Raw genomic sequence first — 19281 nt, 5'->3', positions numbered from 1 at the left:
GGTAAGGCTTCTGTGTAGTTCCCTTGCTTCTGGTACAATGATGCCAGGTTATTGAGGCTGGTGGCAACGTCTGGATGGTCAGCTCCTAATGCTTTTTCTAATATTGCCCTTGACCTTTGGTATAGGGGTAAGGCTTCTGTGTAGTTCCCTTGGTCACGGTACAGTGCTGCCAGGTTACTGAGGCTGGTGGCAACATTTGGATGGTCAGTTCCTAATGCTTTTTCAAAGATTGCCCTTGACCTTTGGAATAGGGGTAAGGCTTCTGTGTACTTCCCTTGAACACGGTACAGTAATGCCAGGTTATTGAGGCTAGTAGCAACATCTGGATGGTCAGTTTCCAATGCTTTTTCTCTAATTGCTAGAGACTTTTGGTATAGAGGTAAGGCTTCTGTGTAGTTCCCTTGCTTCTGGTACAGTAATGCTAGGTTGTTGAGGCTAGTAGCAACATCTGGATGGTCAGCTCCTAATGCTTTCTCTCTGATTGCCAGAGACCTTTGTAATAGGGATAAAGCTTGGCTATAATTACCTTGGTAATAGTACTGTAGACCTAAAAAGTTAATAACTAGAGCAGCATCAGGGGTTTCAGAAGCACCTGCATTTTCCATCATAACCAAGGCTCGCTCTAGCCATGGGATAGCTTCACTATGTTTGCCTTGTTTTGATAACTGAAGTGCCTGTTGAATAAGTCGCTTAAATTCCTCCACTGCCCCAGACTGTTGTGCTACCACAGCAGGTTTAATTTCCCCTACTACTGGTTTAGCCATCCCCACAGTCAACCCACAGATACTAATAAATGTTGCTCCCCATACCAGAGAATATTTAATTATTGCTTTCATAAAATTCACCCCATTAGCACACCTACTTAATTATATATCCGTAGAATTAACCAGTTATGCACTTTACTTAATTTAACTCATCTGTCCGCAGCGAGGCGACGCTAAACAAGTTAAAATTTTGGCAAAATCCTTAATACTCCCCGAAGCAATCTCTATTTCCTGGAGATTGCCACGGGGGGAATAATGACCAAACCAGGAATCTAATTCTTTCCCACCCCCCCTCGCAATGACTATGACCAACTTGTCCGCAGCGAGGCAACGCTAAACAAGTTAAACTTTTGGGAAAATCCTTAATGTTAGCCGAAGCAATCTCTATTTGCTGGAGATTGCCACGGGGGGGTATAACGACAAAACCAATAATTGTCCGCAGCGAGGCGACGCTAAACAAGTTAAACTTTTGGGAAAATCGTTAAATAAGCCGAAGCAATCTCTATTTGCAGGAGATTGCCACGGGGGGAATAATGGCAAAACCAATCACCCAATTCTTTCCCCTCCCCCCTCACAATGACAAGTTGCTGCTGAATGCTGAATGCTATATCAAAACCTCATCATAAATATCAGCCATTGTGATAATTAAAGTTCGTAGTAGCGCGTCAAGCTTGAAAATGTGGGTTAAAAAAACCTAACCCCCCAACCCCCTTCCCTACAAGGGAAGGGGGGGATCTCTCCCCTCTCCTACAAGGAGAGGGGTTGGGGGAGAGGTCTCCTAGGTTGCTCGCTCCTAACCCACAATGTTAGTCTTGACACGGCAGTAGTATTGCTTTAGCCCCAAGTATAGATAGGGCTAGAGCAATACTACAAACAAAAACTTTTTTATCACTAATCATCCGGATATGATATATATAAATATAGCCGTAAAAAATTATGTAGAGATATTTTGTGAAATACCTCTACATAAAGTTTCTCGAAAATGATGATTATCTAGCTAATAACTTTTCTGGCTCTTTACTACTCTCTAATTCTGATAACCAAGTCTGCCAAAATTGATTGGCATAAACTTCTAATTTTTCACCATAAATTACTGTATCTTGTCTTAACTTAGTAACAGTCACATCTGGAGTTGTAGATATTTCTGCTGCATGACCAATAAACCATCTTTCCAATCCAATAGTAGTTACCTCTGGGTGAAATTGCAAAGCCAAACAATTTTTTTTCCAACTAAAAGCTTGGTTTTTATACTTGGAAGTTGAAGCAAGTAAAGTTGCATCAACTGGTAAATCAAAAGTATCACCATGCCAATGTAAAACAGATGTATTTTCTGGTGATAAATCAGCTAAAGGTGAATTGATTCCTTCTTCAGTTAACTCCAATTTTGACCAGCCAATTTCTTTACCTGAACCTGCATAAACTGATGCTCCTAATGCTCTAGCAATTAATTGAGAACCCAAACAAATACCAAGGGTAGGTAAATCTGCTTTCAGACGATTCTGTAATAAACTTAATTCATCTGATAAAAACGGATAATCTGGCTCGTCATAAACTCCAATAGGTCCGCCAAGAATTATCAGTAAATCAGTTTTCTCTGAATCAATTTTAGCCAGATTATCTACTCCAGCTTCTAGATAATTTACTGCATAATTTTGTTGTGTCAAAGCATCAGCTAAAGTGCCTAAGTCTTCAAAAGCTAAATGTCTAATAACAACAGCATTTTTTGTATCTTTCAATCCCATACTCCTTAAGTTAAATTCAGCTTATATAGCACTATGTTAGTTAGTAGAGAAAAAAATGAGCAGTTAAGAAAGAAGAAAAAATTAGAGCGATCGCCCGATACTTAACCTTCAAATTAGTGACTAAAAAGTTTGGAAAATTGTTCTTATTAACTACTTATATCGTGTCAGGATAATTAGTGATAAAAAAAGTTTTTGTTTGTAGTATTGCTCTAGCCCCATCTATAAGTTATAATTAAATCCCTACTACGAAGCTCTAATTATAACTATTCAACCGGACATGATATTAGCTCTAGTTGACCTAAGTAAAAAGTTAAGAGTCAGATTTATAGACTGAAAACTTTCATACTAAGGTAGAAAATATCTTCTTAGATACACTACGATTTATTGCCCGAAATCAGAAAAAAAACTATTTTATAGGAACAGGTAATTATTAATCACTAAATCATAATTTTCTACTTTACAGAATAATTAATAATTAATTTTTCTGGTTAAAAGCCTCCCCTTTTAAGGGGAAAAAAAGAAATAATATTTCCTTATATTCAATCAAGAACGGTTTTAACCAGAGGTAATTATCCATTATCCATTATCCATTAATGAACCACACCTATAAATTCCTCTAATTTTTTTCGACTAAATAACTATGGTCGGCAAAAGTTTGCTCAACTACAGCAATCTGAAAAACTCCTGCTTCATCAAACATTTTTAAACTAGGAGCTGCTGCTTTCCTAGCACTTTCACACGTTTTACTCATCGGGTGAATTTCTTCTAACATACCTCTGGAATCCTCCGAATTATAACCAAGTTGACGGAGAACTCTGTATTCAAATTCTAAGTCTGGACCCACGAAAGCACAAAGAAGTTTTGGTAAAATCTTCCCTACTTCTTCTTGATGATAACAAGGTAAACTATCCCAAATTATTGGGAAAAGAGTACGGTAATAAATATTATGTCGTCCTTCATCAGCAGCATGATCGCCGATAACTTTTCTTACTAATGGATCGACATCTGGATCGTGAGGCAAACTATGCAAAACTTTAGTAATTAGAGTTTCGGAAATAGCCACAAAAAATAACTTTATTAAATCAGGAGAAAGCTGTGTTTTATTATCTTCTAAAATTTTTTCAAGTTCTATTTCAAACCTGGGGCGACCAATCATAGATTGATCTATTCCGTAAGTTTCTCTTACTTGTTTAGCGAGATGTTCTGTAAATAATGCGTGACCTCCTTCATCGCAGTAAATTCTCAAGGCATCACTTTGTTGTTGATAAGTTATTCTAAATGGGGCACGTCCTTCTGCTAACCCAGCAGTGACAGGATTAACATGACTCAGTTCAAGTATGTTTGTAAACCTGAGATGTCCTAATAATTGATAAGCTAAAGCTTTCATCCAACTATTACGATCCTTAGCAATTTCGGGATGACTTGCTAGGGGTACTAAGTCTGGAGAAAATGGTAGTCCAGAAATTATTCCTTCTCTAATTGGTTTAGTTCTAATCCAGCTTATTTCATCCCACTGCTCGAAGGGACTCTTATACCCATTCCGATTTTTTGAAACTGTTAGTTCTGGCTGTGAAACCATGAGTTATACTCCTGAAATTGATATTGTTAATCATTTAATTAGATTATATATGAGATTATATATTAATATATAAGCAACTATTTGTAAAGTTTTGTAAAGTAAAGTTAAAGCGTTTCCCGTTGTTATGAGGTCCAATAACTGGACCTTTGATGGGGTAAATATTTTTTGCTTGTTCCCTTACTCCCCTACTCCCCTACTCCCTAAAACCCTTAATATATGTACCTCATAGCTTTGGAAACTGCTGTATCTGCCTTTAACTGTAATAACTTTACCCAGAGGTTAGGTAGTGGAAAGAACTTTTACTTGGGATCGGGCATAATCTTAAGACTTTGTTGCATATTATGAAGAAAATTCTCACAAAGCGCGAAGCCTTCATTCATATTTCAATGATTCGTTTAATGCTCAAACGGTTAGCGTTTCGCTTCGCGACATGAAAGGCGGAGCCTAGCGGCAGCTATATCGCTACTAATATTTCGCAATTGTTTACAAACAGCCTCTCATAATATAATCTAAGAATATAATATTATTTCTATATTATTTCTTGATTATTACTAAGTAAAAAAAATCTATTTAATTTTTAAGCTATTTCTCAGTAAAATTTCGGATGTTTATCATTTTCTTCTTAATCAACTAATCCTAGTATTAATAGGTTAGGTTTCCTCAATATTTTTATTCCCTATTCCCTAATATAGCAATCATATTTCAGTTGTAAGATTTTAGTGGTAATTAGGAGTCAACACACCCCTAACCCCTTCCAGGAGGGGAACTCAGGAGTCAGGAGTCAGAAAAAAGGATTTTAATCGATCTGAATTGTTCTTAAATATCTCATAAATCATTCCTGATTGCTATATAATAATTTCTCAGCATTAATCAAACCAAAACCCCATTTCGGGTCAAAACTGCCAGCAGGTTTTCCTGGGATCGAACTAAATGAACACAAACGTTGCTTAATTTCTTCAGGTGTTAACTCCGGTAGTGCTTTAGCTCGAACAATACATAGGGTTAAAGCTCTACTACAAACAACAACTTATTATCCACTCAAAACTTCATCATAAATATCAGTCAATGTTATAATCAGGACTTACGCAAAATAAAGTATTTCTGTCATCGCGAACTTCCCCCTCTTCCCACACTTCCCCCTCTTCCCTACTCCCTACTCCCTACTCCCTACTCCCTAATCTAATAATTTCTCAGCATTAATCAAACCAAAACCCCACTTCGGGTCAAAACTGCCAGCAGGTTTTCCTGGGATGGAACTACACGAACACAAACGTTGCTTAATTTCTTCAGGTGTTAACTCAGGTTCCCTCTCCAATAGCAAAGCTACCAACCCAGTAATAAAAGGTGTTGCCATACTCGTACCTGCCATCACTCGATGAAACTGGTCAACTTGCATCATTGACGAACAATTAGAAGTAGAAGACAAAGCAGAAACTATCATCGCTCCCGGTGCAACTACATCTGGTTTCTGAATGCCATTACGCAACGGACCAGGACTACTAAATTCTGAAATTGTATGTAAATCTAATCCCACCTTTTGCCAATTTTTCTCCACATCTTGCCAGGATAGTCGCGCCGTATATGAACCTACTGTAATTGCTCTTCCTGCTGCACCAGGAGAACCAATTTTGATAAAATCTTGTACGCCACCTCCTGTAAATACGACATCAAATCCCTTTTTATTCTCCCCACTCCAGATATTAACCCTACCATTTTTGATGCTAACCCCATTTAATAAAAGTCGCCAAGTTCCCGTATTTCCAGAAGCGATCGACACAGAAGTAGGGTCGTGACTAATTTCAATATTAAACCAATGTTCCCCGTTGTCTGTATTTTCCGGACCGTACATAATAATTTGTACTTGCGCTCCTGATAAACGGTAAATTTGCTGGGAGTAACCATTCTCACCGATACTCTGAAAATGAGTGCGACTTCCCTCCGGAGACTGCACTGCCACTTCAATATTATCGTTGCTGCCGTACCAACCATTTAATTCTGCTCGCCATCTAGGAGGAGAGGAACAGATGGAAGCAGGTATGAGGAAACGGAGGCAAGCTTGTTGATTTTCTTGTACAATAGTTTCTGCATGGATATCAACGTTTCCCTCATTACCTGCCGCACAACAGACAATTTTGCCAGGACCAGATTCTTGGTCGATGAAATTAGATAAGGGATCGCTACCATCATGGGCGTTGTAGTGGTCTCCTAAACTGAGATTGACTACTGCGGGTCGTTGCAGTTCATTTGCTACCCGAAATATATAGTCTATCGCATCGGCAATATATGTATTCAACCCAGCTTTAACTATTACTAAGTCTGCGTTGGGAGCGACACCTGTAAAAGCATGATGATTACCTGCTGCAATACCAGCAATATGAGTACCATGACCAGTCTGGTCGCGAGACATTGCTAATATTCCCTTGGGTAAGTTGCCAGTTAGTTCTAAACCTTCGGGATATTCACTGTTGCCATCATTAGGGAGGGTATGATCCCATATCCGCAAAATTCTATTAGTAAAAGCGGGGTGAGTAGTATCGATACCGCTATCAATGATGCCAATGATGACTCCTTTACCAGTTAAATTAGTGTTTCTCTGAAAATTAGGCAAACCAATAGTGGTTGTAGCTACATCTAATAGAGGTTTCATGTAACGGGAGGGAGTAATACGAGCGATCGCTGATTCTTCGGATAAACGCCCTATGTTTTTTAGGGGAACAAATGCTGTGCGAATTTTACCTCTAGACTGTTTTACTTGTACTCCATATTCTTTGAGGCGATCAAGATTAGCATTTTCTGCACAACGGATAAACACTGATGCTAAAGCTGGTTTTGTAGTTTTTGGATCGTTAATAATACCCAACGACCGCAGATGCAGGTTGAGACCTTTTTCGCCTTTTTGTTGATAGTATTCTAAGGCGTTTATTAATCCAGGAGCAATTTTTTCTGGTTTCATATTTTTACTCAGTGAAGAAGAAATAAGGGTTTATTGGTATCTAGAAGATATTGATTATTCATTCCATTCTTGTCTGATTTTTACCTGAAATTCGAGGGCACCGACCCGCTTGGGGAGAAAACTTCGCCATCCCTTTAAGTTTAGTGGTCTAGCTTGAAAATGTGGGTAAATTTGAGTCAATGAAGACCTCTCCCGACCCATCTCCTGCAAGGAGAGGGGAGAATATTACCCCCCTTTCAAAGCTATCCTTTATAGAACCCCTGAAGGTATCTTCATAAATTTAGCAAGGAGTCAGGAGACAGGAGACAGGAGACAGGAGACAGGAGGTAAGAGGTAAGAGGGAAGAGAGAAGAAGGAAGATGTGGGGAGAAATAATACAAAAAATTCAACACTCCTTCAGATGATGATTTTTCCTCAAAATTGATGCGCAAAAAGACTTGACTACCATAATTATATAGATCTCAAATGGGTTCTATAAGGAACTCCTAAAACCCTTTTATGATAGGGAGATGGGGGGGTGGGGAGATGGGGAGGTGGGGGGAGTTTAACCTCTAATTAAATACGTTTACTCTCCTAAAATATCCATTGAATGGCAAATTCATAACTTCTTTCTAATGTCCGCGTTTTATGTTAAGAAAGATGTTTATAAAGCATAGCGAAAAAAGGGGAGCAGGGGGGATAGTTGTGGGGTTGGGGGGTTAGGTTTTACCCACAGTTTTAGTCTAGATGCGCTACTATTGTAGCTTGTTTAGTATCAGGACTTACGCATAACCACCATATCTAGTAGGGGCGATTCGCGAATCGCCCCTACACATAGCGGATAATTTGATATTTTGCGTAAGTCCTGAGTATAATGTGATGCTCCTTATCCCCACTAACAGTTAAGAAACACACAGAAAAATCGGGTTTATTTCTTTTACCCTAACCCGGTTTCTCAACCCACAAAAATATGTATTTTGCTTTCTGGATATAATTAATTTACTATTTTTCATAAATCAGGATATTTTTCACATCACTCCCGACTTTTTGTGAACTAAATAAACCTGGTTTATATACCCATGCTGCCCGCACATCTGCAGTAATTTTATCCAAGTTTTTTGGTTTTTTTATTGTCAGAGCTACTCTAACATCATTTTTAATTCCATTGCCTTGAAAAAACCAAGCTGGTTGAGAAGTTAATCCCCCAGAAAAATCTATTTTAACATTTCTCATACGTCCTAGATTAAATTCCCATGGTTCTAGTTCAATCTCAGCAGGTAAGAGATTTGAAACATTAAGATTTACGGGAATAAATTTTAGTAATTTATCAACTGCTACATTAACTTTACCTTTAACTAGATATTTTTCATCAAATAAATCAGATGGTAATCCATCTACAGCTATTATTGCTTCATCGCTACTATTTTCTTTGAAAGAAACTTCAAATCTCAGTTGTTCAATTTTACCTTTGGGAATAATAATATTCATCCCTAGTTCCGCTTTAATTTTATCGTATTTATGATCGGAACCAATAATGGTTGATTCTGCATATTCAGCAATCTCAATTCTCGTTTGTTTAATTAGCCGAATTATTTCCCAGGGTTCAAGATTGTCATCTAATTTTTTTTTATACCAGTAATGACCAATCCGACCTGAAAAGTCTTGATTATTTTCAGTAATATCATTAGGAATTTGTTCATAGTTATCAGTCAAATTAATTGTTTGATTTAGCTGATATTCATTATCAAAAATATATGTTGGTTCTAATAGTGTACTTTTCATATTGTTCTCCATTAAAATTAATTCAAATTTTATTTAGCTATAACTATAGCAATTATAAAATTGGTGAGATATACAACTTTGGGATTTTAGGGAACAGCTTTATTGGAACAGATAAATTGCCATAAAAAATAGAGGCAAAAAGATTTAATCCTGAAAATTTATCTGATTTATCTGATGATTGATGTTTTATTTGTAGCAAGTAGGTAAATCTAATTAAACATTAAAAAATTGGCTTTTCCTGCATAGTAATGGTGAGAATATATATTTTTTCCCACACTTCCCCCACTTCCCACACCTCCTATACGATTACTATTCACCACTATCAAAAATTGTAGCGGGCAGGCTTAACCAAAAGCCTTGAAATAAGAAAGATATAGTTCTAAAAACCCGTCCTCTAAAGATTGCGTTTATTTATACTTACCTACTTAAATATACACATAAATTGGTGTAATTGTTTACAGATTCGTTGTTCTCTATCATCAACCTTCTGAACTTTCGAGTCAAACTCCGGATTTTTTCAAATAGTAGTGAAAGGGAATAAATAAGATAAGTATTGAGCGAATTCGAGTTAACAATAGATAGTTAAAAATAAGCTAGGGATATCTAGCAGAATTCAGAAGTTAGAAGTTAAATTATTCCTAGGGCTAAATTGAAATATTTCCTATGACTTTGTGGGCTATTTTTAATAAAGAATGATGTGAATATCTTTTTAAAACAACCAATAAAGCTTCATCCAACTTCACTTCTAAATCTTGGTTTTGAATATCCACAATGATTTGATAAACCAGTTCAAAAATAATTCGTTCATCTTTTGTTAAAACAATATATTCAGCATTATCCAAATTTTTAAATTTATCTAATTCTGCCAGACTTTTTTCACCACTAACTTGATAACCTCTGGCATCTCGATATACATAAAAGTTGAGATGAGAATTTTTTACCACTAATTCATTCCAGTTAGTCATCCGAGAAAAAAATGCGTTTCCTCCATCATATAAAAAACTTATAGCATAACCTAGAGTTGCTGTCTGAATAACTAAATGGTCTGGAATTTTTTTAGGTTTATCTAAGGCGAGAAAATCTAACTTGATATCTGGTTTAATTATTTTAAACGATGCAAAAATTTTCTCCAATTTTCCTTGGTCATCACTACTGGTAATAATTTGAGACTCACTATAGTTTTCTTCTAGTTCATGATATTGCTGATTGAGGTAATCTATGATAATTTTATCGGCATTAGTTTGAGTTGCTTGAGCAATAGATGTTTTACCATTTTTATCAACTTTTGCTTCTGAATTTGTTTCTAGATTAGATTCAATATCCAGTTTTTCAGCTATCTTGAGAACAAGTTCTTTAACTTGTTTAATGTCTGAGGCTAAACTTTGTAAATTGGAATTATCCTGTAATTTTATTGTGTTCCTTGTCTCGACATTCAGATACTCAGGTAAAGGAATATTATGAATTTTATAATTATAGAAATCAGCCGCAGAATTAATAATTCCACGCACAGAATTTCTATTTAAGATAGTCTGAATTTCTTGTGGAGTAAAGATTTGCTCTATCGGAATATTAATAGATTTAGACTTTTCATTAAGAATGGTTTTTAATTGTTCTTCGGATGGTTTGTGTAAAAAGACTTGACACTGAGAAATTCTATCTATAATAGAATCATCAAACTCTTGTTGAAACTGTTCCCAACGATCCGGAAATAAATTCAAAATAATCAAGCTATTCGGAACATGGGTAAAAATTTCCTTAATAGCTTCTCCAAAACTATGCAAAAGATTTTGATTATATTCCCTACCCAAACCTTCTAACTGATCGAATACAATAATTAAAGGTTCATCTAAAAGTGATAAATAACCAAATATCTTTAATGCTTCTAGAGATACTTCTTCTCGATTTATACTTTGATTCCAGGATGCTATCCTGACCTTATCTAAGTATTTTTGAGGTACTTCATTCATTGCCAACCATTCTCTAATGATAGAACGATAATCTATAGCTCTATATCCACAAAACTTGATAATTCCTTTTAATATTTCTGGTGCATATCCTGCGCTTGAATAATTTGTCACCCACCACAGATAAACTCGATTTTCTATATGTTCCCAAAGTTCTCTTCTAGCTTTAATATCCGATGATAAATAGGTTAGTAATTTCAGGTAGTTTCCATGTTCGACTTCTGCTAATATATCCCTGTCTTTTTTGCTAGTTTTTTGCAAATATAGATGAGGATTTTCAACAATAATTTCTTGAAAAATATTGGCACAACTATTAGCAATCAAATATTCTAGTTGAGTATAATTAATTTTTGGTATACTCCTAATCAAAGATTCAAGTATCCGACTATAAATATGATATATAACAGCATCGGGATTATTAGGTTGACGAATAAATAATAGTCGATTAGTTTTTAATCTACTATTTGCTAGTCGCATCATTAGGTGAGTTTTGCCAAACCCAGGTTCTCCTATAACTACAACCCCTTTACTTTGATGATTTATATCTTGCTTAATATCTTTTAGAGTAGATTGTATCCTATGAAATTCTTTACTAAAAACATTATCTGCATCATTATGCACCTGAAAAGGATGATCAACTCGACTACTTCCAAATGGATTTTTTCTTTTTTGAAGTTGAGCTTGAAGATTTAGATCGATCATAATCTTGATACTTGATATAATTTAAATTTGAACCATACAACCTATTATATAGAATCTGGGTAATTAGTTATCGTATCGCCCTAGGAGTCAGGAGTCAAGAGCTAGGAGGCGCGGAGAAAGAAAGAATTGAACTATTAAATTTTTAAATTCGTATTCAATAGAATATCTGATTAAGAGGAAGTAATGCATGCGATTACTGTATAACCGGATTTTATATTATATCAACTCTGGATCGACTATTATATCCTTATTAGCTAAGACAATAAAATTACTTTCTTTTTCTTGAGTTGATAAATGTATTTTTCCAGAGACAAATACATTTCCTGGTGTATCGGCAATTATTGTATTATCTGCTAATTTTAATTCACTATTGTTATTAACAATTATGGATGTGGCGTTTTTTTATTCTTCACCTGTCAATAATTCTGCTAAAGATAGAGTGTTTAAATTATAAATATCTTCTATTGTTGAGTCTATATCTAAACTTAATAAATGTCCTGGTTGAGATATTCTCAAGATATTACCACCTGTTGTGGAGAGTTCCCTAGAATTTGACGAATTAGAAAGGTCAATGAAGATGATTTATACTGGACATCTGGTGAAAATTAAAAATAAAATCAATTCTTATCAATAAATTATCAATTATTTCTCCCTGTTCCCTGTTCTCTCTTTTCTGGATATGTCTACTATTATATAAATACCTCGCGAGCGACCGATTTTTATACTACTTTTAATGTTACAAGTTGACGTGTCGAATGTGAGCAATTAGCAATTTAGTCTTAAAAACCCGCTCTAGGTCAGTTGAGTTTATTTATGCTCACCTACTCAATACCAAGTAGAGGTTTGGAGACCAAACCCCTACAGACTTAAAATTCCTGCAAAAATTTTACATAGAACTTCTTTCAGAATAATGGTTACTCAATACCAAAAAGCGATCGCGAAGCAGTAGAAAGATTATCCGTATTTTTGAGTTAGACTCTTCGTCAGAAAAACTAATCAGGAGTCTTTTGTAATTCAGGTCTTTCCTCAGCAACTATTGCTTTTTCTACAGGACAAACTTCTAGACAAATTCCACAGTCAATACAGGTATCAAAATCAATCCAATACCAATCAGTTCCCTTAGTATTTTTACCAGGTCCTGGATGGATACAAGCAACTGGACAAGCATTAACACAGTCAGCAACACCTTCGCAAATATTAGTAACAATTGTATGTGGCATTTTAGTTTTTTTTAGTTTAGTTAAAAGTTTAAAGTAATTAATTAAAATTTATAGGGCTTGGTGTAGGCAATAGGCAATAAGGGAAGAGAAAGATGATTAGACAAATATCTTAGCAATTTAGCAGAAAAATATGTAAGCATTCAGCTAGCTGGCATTCAGCATTTCCTGCGGAATTATACGCGAAAAGCTTTTGAAAAAATCAAACAACTATTAATACCATTTCTCCATGAAGTTGCACTTAATATAAATATGAGAATAGTCAGTGTAATAAAGTCTAAGCAACAACTATTAAGGGCATTCTTACAGAGAAATAGTATAAGATTAGCTGATGAGCAATTTCATTCATAACTTTTAGAGCACTTATGGCTGCTATGAGGTACAGATTTAGCGGACAATATGGCACTACAATACTTTTACTATTCACGCCTTGTAGATCATTTGCCCGAAATATGCTGTAATTCTGCTTAAAGAGTAATTCCTTCTTCAGGGCGATAATCATCATAACTCATAGCTGATAGCTGACGACTGAATGCTTACTAAAATACAAGTTATCTCCAGCAATAATGTTATCTCCAGTAGAATACTGTAGAGCAACTTAGTGGAAGTATCCTCCAAGACTTTTCCCTCCTTCCTTATTCAATTTAGCTTTAACAAAAATTCCTCATAAATTTGAGATTTAGAACCAAAAACATAATTAGGAGTAGAAACTGTCAGATCTGTACCACCTACTTTTCTCAGATGGTTAATTGCTGGCAATAACATATTTTGTTTGACCACAATTGTTACAGCATACCAATCATTTTTTTCTCCAGAATATACCTTAGCAATAGTCGGTCCTTGCAGACCAGCAATACCAGCTAATTCACTTTTATACATGAGGCGATTGCCTATTTCATCTGCTGATTTTCCATCTACATTTGCGGTTATTGAAACATACTTTTTCGACTCCATTTGAGCTTCCATTAACTCTAAAAATACTTTAGTTGTTTCCAACTTAATTTCACTTTCTTGTAATAAGCGTTTATTACCAATTAAACAAGCTTGGGAGTCAAGAAGTGTACCTCCTTCAATTTGTTTTAAACGATTTTCTCTGAGAGTTGTACCAGTGCTAGTTATATCAGCAATCATATCAGCATATCCCATACTAGGTGCCGCTTCCATTGCACCTTGAACTGCTACTAAAGAAAAATGTACAATTAATTTTTCGTATAGCCATTTTTGGGTTAGATGATGATATTTAGTAGCAATTCTCAAATTTTTTCCTTTATCTCTAAATAAGAGAGTTAACTCTGCTAAATCTTCTATAGAAGAAACATCTACCCAACTCTCAGGAACAGCTAAAACTAATTTACATTTACCATAGCCTAATTTATTCCAAATTACTATTACATCATCATGGGATTGACTTTCTTCAGAAACCACATCATAACCTGTAATTCCTAAATCAACACTTCCTTCTTCTACCTTTGTAAAAATATCTGCTGCTCTTTGAAATAAAACTTTTACTTGTGGTAAAGCAGGAATAGAACCAAAATATTGTCTTTCATTAGGTCTAGATACACCCAAACCACAAGCTGACAATAACTCCATTGTTCCTTTTGCTAAAGCACCTTTACTTGGTAAGGCTATTCTTAAGAATTTATCTTTTGTCATTTCAGTTATCAGTTATTAGTTATTAGTATTTCCTGCTGAATTAGGAGGCTTTAAATTTGGTTATTAGTTATCACCATCTTCGCCTAAGTTAGGAGACTTGAAATACTGAATCGAATATTTTTTTCATACCCTTAAAGGGGGGTGGCTTGAAACCTTATTTTTTGGTAATTTGATTTTAGGATGTTCAGTAAGCATTTCCTGTAGAATGCTCTGCAAACAGCTATTAGCTTTCAGTTTTTTAATAAATGAAGTAAGCATTAATTGAACTTCTACTAAATTTTCAACCAGAGATTCATCCAGTCGAATATTTGATTAAATTCTAGTCCTGAGCAAGTAAAAGATAATATTCAAGCTCACTAGCTAAACCCATAGCAATTTGAATAAAACGACATATTTCTACATTTTCATTTCTACCATATCCTTCTGCAATATTTATAGGAATTGAAGCACAATAACGGCAACCTTTACTTGTCAATCCATACAATTCTATAGCAAGAAATGTAGATGTGGTTCGATTGGCTGCTAAAGTTAACTTATAAGCTTTTACCCATACTTTTAATTCTTGAAAATTTACCAATGCTAATTCCCATTTTAAAGGTAATAAAGCTCATAAAGAAGTACCACTGTAAGAGACTAGGTTACCACTGAATGCTTATTCAATATTTCTAACTTGATTTACTACTTCATGCAATTCTAAATTTTTTTGTTCCCCTGAATCCAGATTTTGCAAAAGCACTTTACTTCCTTGTTTTTCGGCAGAGTTGATAATAATTACAAATGGAATCTTCTGCTGATTCGCATACTCGATATTACTCTCAACATCTCTTCCTATCACATCAGTTTCTACTCGTAAACCTAGCTGTCTTAATTTTTGAGCTATTTCTACAGAATAACCATAAGATTCTGAACTAATCCCAACTATCAAAATTTCCACAAATTGATAATTATTTAAACTCAAATCAGGTTTTTCTGCTAATTCTTTTCTAAGTTCTTCCATCACGTAAGAAAAACCAGTCGCTGGAGTATCTTGTTTACCTCCTAAACTGACAACCAAATCATCATATCGACCTCCACCACATAACTTTCTTTCTACCCCTAATTTACTATTATAAATCTCAAAAACCATACCTGTATAATATTGAAGACCCCGACTAATTCCCAGGTCAAGACTAATGCGATTTTTGTCAATATTAAAAGCTTCTAAACTTTTCAAAATATCTTGTAATTGTGTCAACCCATAACCATCAATACTATAAGCTGATAGGAGTTTTTCGGTTTCTTTAAATATCGCAAGTGGCTCTCCTTTTAGTTGACTCAATTCCGTCATAAACTCTAGTGCTTGATTTAGTTCTTGAGTTTGGTCTTGATGTTTAATTTTAACTAACAAACGGTCAACTATTTCTTCCGGTGCGCGAGTGCTTGTGAGTCCGATATTCATACTTTCCAGGAACTCAAAAATTGCTCTTCGTGCCTCACTTTCTTCTAAACTTTGGAGAATATCTGTAATTTTTTTGGTTGTCGTATTTGTATCTACTTCTTGTTCAACAGAACTATCTTTTTTAAATGCCGGGTAAATTTCAGAAAGTCGATTTTCTACAACCTCTTTACCTTCCGTTCTGAAAGTTTCCATCTGAGTAAGCAAAAAACTACGAAGACGAGTATCTAGCTGAAGATGGTCAAGAAAATTATTCAGAACTCCAACATGGCCAATAAATGTTTGATATTCAGTTAAACCTAGACGGTCTAAACCTTGACACGCCATAGAAATAACTTCCCCATCAGCGATCGCTCCTGTTGCTCCAATTAGTTCTATTCCCATTTGGGTAAACTGCCGATATCTTTCTTTCTGAGGCTGTTCATAACGAAATACTGGCCCAGTATAATAAAGTCGCATTGGCAGAGGTAGTTCTTGGAGGTTGTCCAAATAGGCACGGACAACTGAGGCCGTGAATTCTGGTCTTAGACAGAGGCGACGGTTACGGTAAACAAAGTCGTAGAGACGAGAAATAATTTCCTCACCAGATTTTTTCAGATAGAGTTCGGTATATTCTATGAGTGGCACGTCTATTGGTCGATAGCCATAGGATTCAAAATTACTACTCAGTGTACTTTTGATTTGTCGATCGATCTGGTAGGTGCTTGGGAGGATGTCGTTAACTCCTCTGACTCTTTCTACTTTTGTAGTTTGCATAGACAAAATATCAAAGACTGTAGTTTTCTCATTGGAATTTTGACACAGATGTATCATACCAATGGATAATGGATAATGGATAAGATTTCCGTACTTGATTCAATCCTTTCGATTTTAACCAGAGGTAATTTCTAATTTTAGAGATAGTTTTTGTTATCCATTAATGAAGCGATGTGCAACTTTCTATGGAATAATCAGCGTTTATGGAGCTTTAGCGGAAAGTCTGGTTCTCAAAACTCCCTAAATCTCCTCGGTTAGAAAAAGTTGCACACGGCGTTTATTTTATCTCTTTTTTTCCATCATTAAATCTTTCCATCTGTTCCTCCTGAGTGGGAAATTACCAATATTTTCATTTTTGAAAGCTCCTGAAAAAAAATCGCGGGTCAAAGGATTTTCCGTTGCATCCTCAAAAAAATTCTGATATTATAAATATTAACTGGGTTTACTCGTCTATATACATGATTTTTTATTCAACGTAATTTCGTAATCAAGAGAAAATCAAACATTTAGGAATTTTTCCTAGGAGCCATACCAGAAATATTTTCATTTTCTGGGGCTTTGCTGGATACTTAATTTTCCATCATTAAATATTTCCATCTGTTCCTCCTGAGTGGGAAATTACCAACATTCTCATTTTCTCAAGCTTCCGAAAAATCGCGGGTCAAAGGATTTTCCGTTGCATCCTCAAAAAAATTCTGATATTATAAATATCAACTGGGTTTACTCGTCTATATACATGATTTTTTATTCAACGTAATTTCGTAAACAAGAGAAAATCAAACATTTAGGAATTTTTCCCAGGAGCAATAACAGAAATATTTTCATATTGTGGAGCTTTTCCTATCTTGTCAAGAAAATCTTATATTTTTTAATGTTTCTAGTTGGTAAGCGATCGCTATCCTATTAGACTAATAGCTGATTTTTGTCTATATTCAAAAAAAATAATTATGTATTCAAACCTCCCTAATAGCTGGTTTCGTGTTGCCAGAAGTGAAGATTTATCTGCCAAAGGAGTCATACCACTTCATTACTTCGGAAAAGACTTTGTACTATTTCGTACAGAAGATGGCAGACCTCATATTTTTGATGCTCACTGTCCCCACTTAGGCGCTCATCTTGCTCATGGAGGTAGAATAGAAGGCCAAACCCTAAGATGTCCTTACCACGGTTGGCTCTGGGATACAAATGGACAATGCGCTGCTATTCCCTATCCAGATAAACCCAAACCCAAAGCGAAAATACAGAGCTGGCCTGTACTTGAGCTGAATGGTCTAATAATGATGTACCATCACCATCAAGGAAAACTGCCAGATTGGGAAATACCACAAATACCAGAACTAATCTCTCAAGAATGGACTCCTCTACGTTTAGTCCGTCAGTGGAAAGTACGTACTACCCTTCAAGATTATATGGATAACAGTGTAGATGTCTCTCACTTATATAATTTGCACAGCCGTACTTTTAAAAGCGCTCATAGTCATGGCGTACAAATTGACGGACCAATTTTAACCCATAGAATGTCTCAGAAATATAATTTATCTTCTTTAGCAGCAGGAAAATTAGTATTAGAAGATGGCTCAGTTACTACTATTTATTACGGACCTGCTTATGATGTGAGTTTTTACTGGACAGAAGGAAAATTAAAGCTAGGTTTGTTGACTATTTTTACAGGAACACCAATAGATAATGAGCATCTTGATATTGCCATATTTTATAGTGTGAAAAAAGTTCTACCTTTTCCTTTAAGTTTGATTTTAAATAAGATGTTAAAACAGGATGTTTTAGAAACTTTTGAACAAGATGTTAGTATTTTAGAGAATAAAAAAGATATTCATAATCCACCTTTATATCAAGATGATGGTCCGGTGCGTCAGTCTCGAAGTTGGGCGAGTCAATTCTACTCAGAAAATTCTCTGATACCAAATACTTCAGTTCAAAAGTAACAAGCTATATTTTACAATTTTTGATGGATTAATTCAGTTAGTAGAGTTTGCAGCTAACTACAGAAATTACAGAGTTTTTTTATGGGTAAAACACAGTAGGGACGTTCCATCGAAGGTCTCTACAAAGTTTTGATTGTGATATGAGGTGCTCTATCAGGAAAGGCACTTTCATTAATGGATAATGGATAATGGATAATTGATAATTACCTCTGGTTAAAACCGTTCGGGAATTGAATATAAGGAAATATTATTTATTTTTTCCCCTTGAAAGGGGAGGCTTTTAACCTTAATTATTTAATTAATTATTATTAATTATTAATTATTCGGTAAATACTTGAATAATTATAGCAGTTGCTATTACTATGATGTCTGCACCAGTAATAGTGAGTGCTATATATTTTATTGGCATTGCTGAATTAAGGTATGAAAGTAAGTTTATCGGTAATAGGGAACAGGGAACACTTAACTGGGAACAGTTAATATTAACAAGTAGTTCAAACAACCCCAAATTATCAAATCATACCGTGTTTCAACAACGCCCTTTTATTAAATCTAACTTCATAGAAAAATTATACAGCGGTTTCTTTTGCTATCAGGTACAGTCCAATTTTCTTAGTTTTTGACTTCTGACTTCTGTCTTAAAACAAGGTGTAGCTCATTACACCGGAAAGTGCTGTATTAGGCAATGGCTACCCTATCGACTTAATCTAAAATCTAAAAACTATAACGCAATAGTTTAATTAATTCTCAACCTGCAACAGAGGGATGGCTACCCTATCGACTTAATCTAAAATCTAAAAACTATAACG

11 protein-coding genes are annotated in these 19281 nt (G+C 35.2%); 1 reads left to right on the top strand and 10 read right to left on the bottom strand.

Annotated features, from left to right (window positions below):
* From ACP6PM_RS01605 to ACP6PM_RS01560, 10 genes are all read right to left on the bottom strand, one after another.
* The coding region (locus ACP6PM_RS01605; protein WP_426581223.1) for a tetratricopeptide repeat protein at positions 1-836 on the bottom strand (836 nt) is incomplete at its 3' end.
* Positions 837-1753: 917 nt separating this feature from the next.
* On the bottom strand, positions 1754-2500 hold the full coding sequence (locus ACP6PM_RS01600) for a glutamine amidotransferase (RefSeq protein ID WP_426581221.1): 747 nt from the start codon (positions 2498-2500) through the stop codon (positions 1754-1756).
* Positions 2501-3122: 622 nt separating this feature from the next.
* On the bottom strand, positions 3123-4085 hold the full coding sequence (locus ACP6PM_RS01595) for a diiron oxygenase (protein ID WP_426581220.1): 963 nt from the start codon (positions 4083-4085) through the stop codon (positions 3123-3125).
* A gap of 1174 nt (positions 4086-5259) precedes the next feature.
* A complete protein-coding gene (locus ACP6PM_RS01590; RefSeq protein ID WP_426581218.1) occupies positions 5260-7038 on the bottom strand; it encodes a S8 family serine peptidase in 1779 nt (592 codons plus the stop codon).
* A gap of 981 nt (positions 7039-8019) precedes the next feature.
* Entirely contained in the window at positions 8020-8799 is a 780-nt protein-coding gene (locus ACP6PM_RS01585) for a hypothetical protein (RefSeq protein WP_426581216.1), read from the bottom strand.
* Positions 8800-9443: 644 nt separating this feature from the next.
* Positions 9444-11465, bottom strand: a complete 2022-nt coding sequence (locus tag ACP6PM_RS01580) for a P-loop NTPase family protein (protein WP_426581214.1) — start codon at positions 11463-11465, stop codon at positions 9444-9446.
* A gap of 992 nt (positions 11466-12457) precedes the next feature.
* Positions 12458-12685 carry an indolepyruvate ferredoxin oxidoreductase subunit alpha gene (locus ACP6PM_RS01575; RefSeq protein ID WP_293107384.1) on the bottom strand — a complete coding sequence of 76 codons (228 nt, stop codon included), beginning with the start codon at positions 12683-12685 and terminating at the stop codon, positions 12458-12460.
* 636 nt (positions 12686-13321) lie between these two features.
* The gene (hisG, locus tag ACP6PM_RS01570) at positions 13322-14338 is read right to left on the bottom strand and encodes an ATP phosphoribosyltransferase (protein ID WP_426581213.1); all 1017 of its coding nucleotides are present in this window, start codon (positions 14336-14338) and stop codon (positions 13322-13324) included.
* 319 nt (positions 14339-14657) lie between these two features.
* Positions 14658-14915: a four helix bundle protein gene (locus ACP6PM_RS01565; RefSeq protein ID WP_426581211.1), complete on the bottom strand. Its 258-nt coding sequence runs from the start codon at positions 14913-14915 to the stop codon at positions 14658-14660.
* 75 nt (positions 14916-14990) lie between these two features.
* Positions 14991-16529 (bottom strand): histidine--tRNA ligase, encoded by a 1539-nt coding sequence (locus tag ACP6PM_RS01560; RefSeq protein ID WP_426581209.1) that lies wholly within the window; start codon positions 16527-16529, stop codon positions 14991-14993.
* A 947-nt stretch (positions 16530-17476) separates the two neighbouring features.
* Here ACP6PM_RS01560 and ACP6PM_RS01555 point away from each other — a divergent pair.
* Positions 17477-18472, top strand: coding sequence for a Rieske 2Fe-2S domain-containing protein (locus tag ACP6PM_RS01555; RefSeq protein ID WP_426581208.1), 996 nt, complete (start codon positions 17477-17479; stop codon positions 18470-18472).
* Positions 18473-19281 lie beyond the last annotated feature (809 nt).

This window comes from Dapis brunnea BLCC-M229, from assembly GCF_050015995.1.
Classification (GTDB): Bacteria; Cyanobacteriota; Cyanobacteriia; order Cyanobacteriales; family Microcoleaceae; genus Trichodesmium.
This window is presented reverse-complemented; position numbering and strand designations above follow the sequence as displayed.

What these genes read in the sequence shown, in the direction of transcription:
- ACP6PM_RS01595 (WP_426581220.1), bottom strand. Translation starts at nt 4,085, where the DNA reads ATGGTTTCACAGCCAGAACTAACAGTTTCAAAAAATCGGAATGGGTAT.
- ACP6PM_RS01575 (WP_293107384.1), bottom strand. Translation starts at nt 12,685, where the DNA reads ATGCCACATACAATTGTTACTAATATTTGCGAAGGTGTTGCTGACTGT.
- ACP6PM_RS01585 (WP_426581216.1), bottom strand. Translation starts at nt 8,799, where the DNA reads ATGAAAAGTACACTATTAGAACCAACATATATTTTTGATAATGAATAT.
- ACP6PM_RS01590 (WP_426581218.1), bottom strand. Translation starts at nt 7,038, where the DNA reads ATGAAACCAGAAAAAATTGCTCCTGGATTAATAAACGCCTTAGAATAC.
- ACP6PM_RS01560 (WP_426581209.1), bottom strand. Translation starts at nt 16,529, where the DNA reads ATGCAAACTACAAAAGTAGAAAGAGTCAGAGGAGTTAACGACATCCTC.
- ACP6PM_RS01580 (WP_426581214.1), bottom strand. Translation starts at nt 11,465, where the DNA reads ATGATCGATCTAAATCTTCAAGCTCAACTTCAAAAAAGAAAAAATCCA.
- ACP6PM_RS01555 (WP_426581208.1), top strand. Translation starts at nt 17,477, where the DNA reads ATGTATTCAAACCTCCCTAATAGCTGGTTTCGTGTTGCCAGAAGTGAA.
- hisG (WP_426581213.1), bottom strand. Translation starts at nt 14,338, where the DNA reads ATGACAAAAGATAAATTCTTAAGAATAGCCTTACCAAGTAAAGGTGCT.